This is a genomic window from Frankia sp. CeCAU1 (assembly GCF_977971845.1).
Genome location: NZ_CDWWXA010000103.1, coordinates 11693 through 15552 on the forward strand (window position 1 = coordinate 11693; position 3860 = coordinate 15552).

3 protein-coding genes are annotated in these 3860 nt (G+C 71.2%); 2 read left to right on the forward strand and 1 reads right to left on the reverse strand.

Going from position 1 to position 3860, the window contains the following annotated elements; genetic code table 11:
• Nucleotides 1-115: 115 nt before the first annotated feature.
• Complete coding sequence (locus AC08OO_RS16865) at nt 116-1261, forward strand: glycosyltransferase family 4 protein (RefSeq protein ID WP_476618742.1); 1146 nt, start codon at nt 116-118, stop codon at nt 1259-1261.
• Here AC08OO_RS16865 and AC08OO_RS16870 read toward each other — a convergent pair.
• Nucleotides 1243-3042, reverse strand: a complete 1800-nt coding sequence (locus AC08OO_RS16870) for an AMP-dependent synthetase/ligase (RefSeq protein ID WP_476618743.1) — start codon at nt 3040-3042, stop codon at nt 1243-1245. The two genes, AC08OO_RS16865 and AC08OO_RS16870, sit on opposite strands and share 19 nt — an antisense overlap.
• 308 nt (nt 3043-3350) lie before the next feature.
• Here AC08OO_RS16870 and AC08OO_RS16875 point away from each other — a divergent pair.
• Nucleotides 3351-3860, forward strand: a 510-nt coding sequence (locus tag AC08OO_RS16875) for a metallophosphoesterase (protein ID WP_476618744.1), incomplete at its 3' end; no start/stop codon positions are given.

The following is a 3860-nucleotide window of genomic DNA, read 5'->3' on the forward strand; positions in this document are numbered from 1 at the left end:
GGACCAGACGCCGCGGCGTCGCCGCGCCGGCTAGCCCGCCCGGCCGGGGGATGCCGGCGCGGGCGTCGGTGGGGCCGTGGGAAAACGCGGTGGGACCGTGGGAGAATATGAACGGATGCGCGTGCTGGCCGTCACGAACGATTTCCCGCCCCGTCCCGGCGGGATCCAGGCCTACGTGCACAACTTCGCCTCGCGGCTGCCCGAGGGCGAGATCGTCGTCTACGCCCCGGCCTGGAAGAACGCCGCCGCCTTCGACGCCGAACAGAACTTCCCGGTCGTGCGGCACACCACGTCGCTGATGCTGCCGACACCGGACGTCCTGCGCCGAGCCAGAGAGATCGCCCGGGCGGAGGGATGCGACACGGTGTGGTTCGGCGCCGCGGCACCGCTCGGGCTGCTTGGAGCCTGGCTGCGCCGCGACACGGCCATGCGCAGGATGGTCGCGAGCACCCATGGTCACGAGGTCGGCTGGGCGGCGCTGCCGGGGGCGCGTCAGGTGTTGCACAGCATCGGCACCGCCGCCGACGTCATCACCTATCTGACCGACTACACCCGGGCCCGGATCCGGCCCGCCTTCGGTGGCCATCCCACCTTCGCCCGGCTGCCCAGCGGAGTCGACCCCTCGCTGTTCCATCCCGGTCACGGGCGCGAGGAGATGCGCCGGCGCCACGGGCTGACGGGCCGCCGGGTGGTGGTGTGCGTAAGCCGGCTGGTCGCCCGCAAGGGCCAGGACATGCTGATCAGGGCGCTGCCCATGGTACGGCGCCGCGTACCGGACGCTGCGCTGCTGATCGTCGGCGGCGGTCCCCGGCGGGGTGACCTTGAACGGCTCGCCCGGGAGAACGACGTCGCCGAGCATGTGATCATGACTGGTTCGGTGCCGTGGGAGGAACTGCCGGCGCACTATGCGGCGGGCGATGTGTTCGCGATGCCCTGCCGCTCCCGCCTCGCCGGCCTGGAGGTCGAGGGGCTCGGCATCGTCTTCCTCGAGGCGTCGGCGACCGGCCTGCCGGTGGTGGCCGGCCGCAGTGGGGGTTCCCCCGACGCCGTCCTGCACCAGCACACCGGCATCGTGATCGACGGTACCGATCTGGCGCAGGTCGTGACGACCATCGGTGATCTTCTTGCCGACCCCGACCGAGCGGCGTCGATGGGTGCCGCGGGGCGGGCGTGGGTCGAGCTGCGCTGGCGGTGGGACGTCCTCGCGCAGGACCTGCGCACGCTGCTCGCCGGCCCGGACGGTCAGCGCGGGGTGGCGTAGATGTCCTCCACCGCCTGGCTGAACCGGTCGAGCACCAGCGAGCGGCGCACCTTCAGGCTCGGGGTGAGCTCGCCGGTCTCCACCGTGAAGTCCTGCGGCAGGATCGCGAACCTCTTGATGCTCTCGGCGTGCGACACTGTCGCGTTTGCGGCGTCGATCGCATTCTGGATCTCGGTGCGCAGGCCGGCGTCGTCGATCAGGTCGGCAACCGTCGCGCCGGCCGGCTTGCCCGCCGAGGACCGCCACCGGTCGAACGCCTCGGGATCGAGCGTGACGAGGGCGGCGACGAAGGGCCGCCGGTCCCCGATCAGCATCGCCTGGCTGACCAGGGGATGGGACTGGATGATGTGCTCCAGCGGCGCCGGTGCGATGTTCTTCCCACCGGCGGTGACCAGCAGCTCCTTCTTGCGGCCGGTGATCCGCAGGAAGCCGTCGGCGTCGAGGCCGCCGAGGTCGCCGGTGTGCAGGAAGCCCTCGGCGTCGAGCGCCTCCTTCGTCGCGAGCTCGTTGTTGCGGTAGCCGCGGAACAGCAGGGGACCGCGGATGAGGATCTCCCCGTCATCGGCGATGGCGATCGTCACGCCGGGAAAGGGCAGGCCGACGGTGCCCATGCGGACGTTGCCCGGCCGGTTCGCCGCGGCCGGCGCGCTGGTCTCGGTCAGACCGTAGCCCTCGAGCACCGTGAACCCGATCCCGCGGAAGAAGTGGCCGAGGCGTTCACCCAGCGGCGCCCCGCCGCTGACCGCGTAGCGGGCCCGCCCACCGAGCGCCGCCTGGAGCTTGCCGTAGACCAGTGCGGCGAACAGCCGGTGCCGCAGCCGCAGGAGCAGGCCGGGGCCGCCGCCGTCGAGAGCCCGGCTGTAGGCGACCGCGGTGTTCTCGGCGGCGTCGAAGATCCAACCTCTGCCCTCGGCGTGCGCTTTGTGGCGTGCCCCGGCGTGCACCTTCTCGAACACCCGGGGCACGGAGAGCAGGAAGGTCGGGCGCACCTTGGCGAGATCGGGCAGCAGGGTCCGCGAGTCCGGGGTGTAGGCGAGGGTGAACGCCCCCTGGACCACGCCCACCTGGAGCATGCGGGCGAACACGTGCGCCAGCGGGAGGAACAGCAGCGTGGACGCACCGGGCGTGAACAGCTCGGGCAGCGTGGCGATGGCCGCCTCGGCGGTGAACAGCAGGGCGCGATGGGTGATCTCGCAGCCCTTCGGTCGGCCGGTGGTCCCCGAGGTGTAGATGATCGTCGCGAGGCTGTCGGCGTTGACGGACGCCCGGGCCGCCGTCAGCCGCTCCGGCGCGATGCCTGCGCCGTCCACGGCGAGACCGGCCAGCGCCCCGTGCTCGATGACGAGGACCTCCCGCAGCGCGGGGACGCCGTCGCGTACCTGTGCGACCCGCTCGGCGAGCTCGTCGTTTTCGACCACGAGAACCTCGACGCCGGCGTCCCGCAGGATCCACTCGATCTGGCCCGGGCTGGAGGTCTCGTAGATCGGCACGCAGACAGCTCCGGCCAGCCACGTCGCGTAGTCGACAATCGTCCACTCGAACCGGGTCCGGCTCGCCAGACCGACGCGGTCCCCGGGCCGCACCCCGCGGGCGATGAAGCCCCGGGCGGTGGCCACGACATGATCGTGGAACTCGCGGACGGTCATGCCGACGAACTCGTCGTCGATCTTGTGTTGGATAAGCGTACTGTCCGGATGTGCCGCCGCGTTGCGGAACACGGCGTCCGTCAGGGTCGCATCGTCGGCGATGGTGACCAGGGGCGGGGAGGTGTACTCGCGCACTGCTACTCCTACCAGATGGCTTGTGCGCGCCGGAGGACGACGCCACGGAACAACGGAAGCACGGAACAACGGAAGAACGGAAGGCCAGGCCAGGGCATCAGACGTTAGCCTCCGGGCAGGCGGTTTGCGACCTTGCGGGGGGCAAAGGGTTCCCTTCGACGGTGTCCGGCCGATGATCGTCGCCGGTGAGCGCGACCGCCGGGGATACGTCCTGAGATATGCCCGGGATCCGCACGGCATCCCTCATCGGCCGGATGGACCGTTCGAGTAGGGGCGACGGACCCCTGTCGGCGCCTAAGCTTCCAGCCATGCGGGTCCACGTGGTCAGCGACGTGCACGGGCGGGCGGATGTGCTGGCAGCGGCGGGCGAGGGGGCCGACGCGTTCGTGTGCCTGGGGGATCTCATCCTCTTCATCGACTACCACGATCACGGCCGGGGCATCATGGGCGACCTGTTCGGCGCCGAGGCCGTGGGTCGCATGATCGAGTTGCGTAACGCCCAGCGGTTCGACGAGGCTCGGGAATGGTCCCGGACGCTGTGGGCGAGCCTGGGCGGGGACCGCACGCAGATCGTGGAGGCGGCCATCCGCCGTCAGTACGAGGCGCTGTTCGCGGCGTTCCCGACCCCGACCTACCTGACCTTCGGCAACGTCGATCTGCCGCACCTGTATCCCGAGTACCTGCGCGACGGCGTCACCCTGCTGGACGGGCAGACCGTTCCCAACCCGAAGCACTACCAGCGGGCCGAACGGCGACTGCGCCGGGCGTCGCGGGCCCACGCCCGGTCCAAGCCGGGCAGCGCTGGGCGGCGGCAGCGC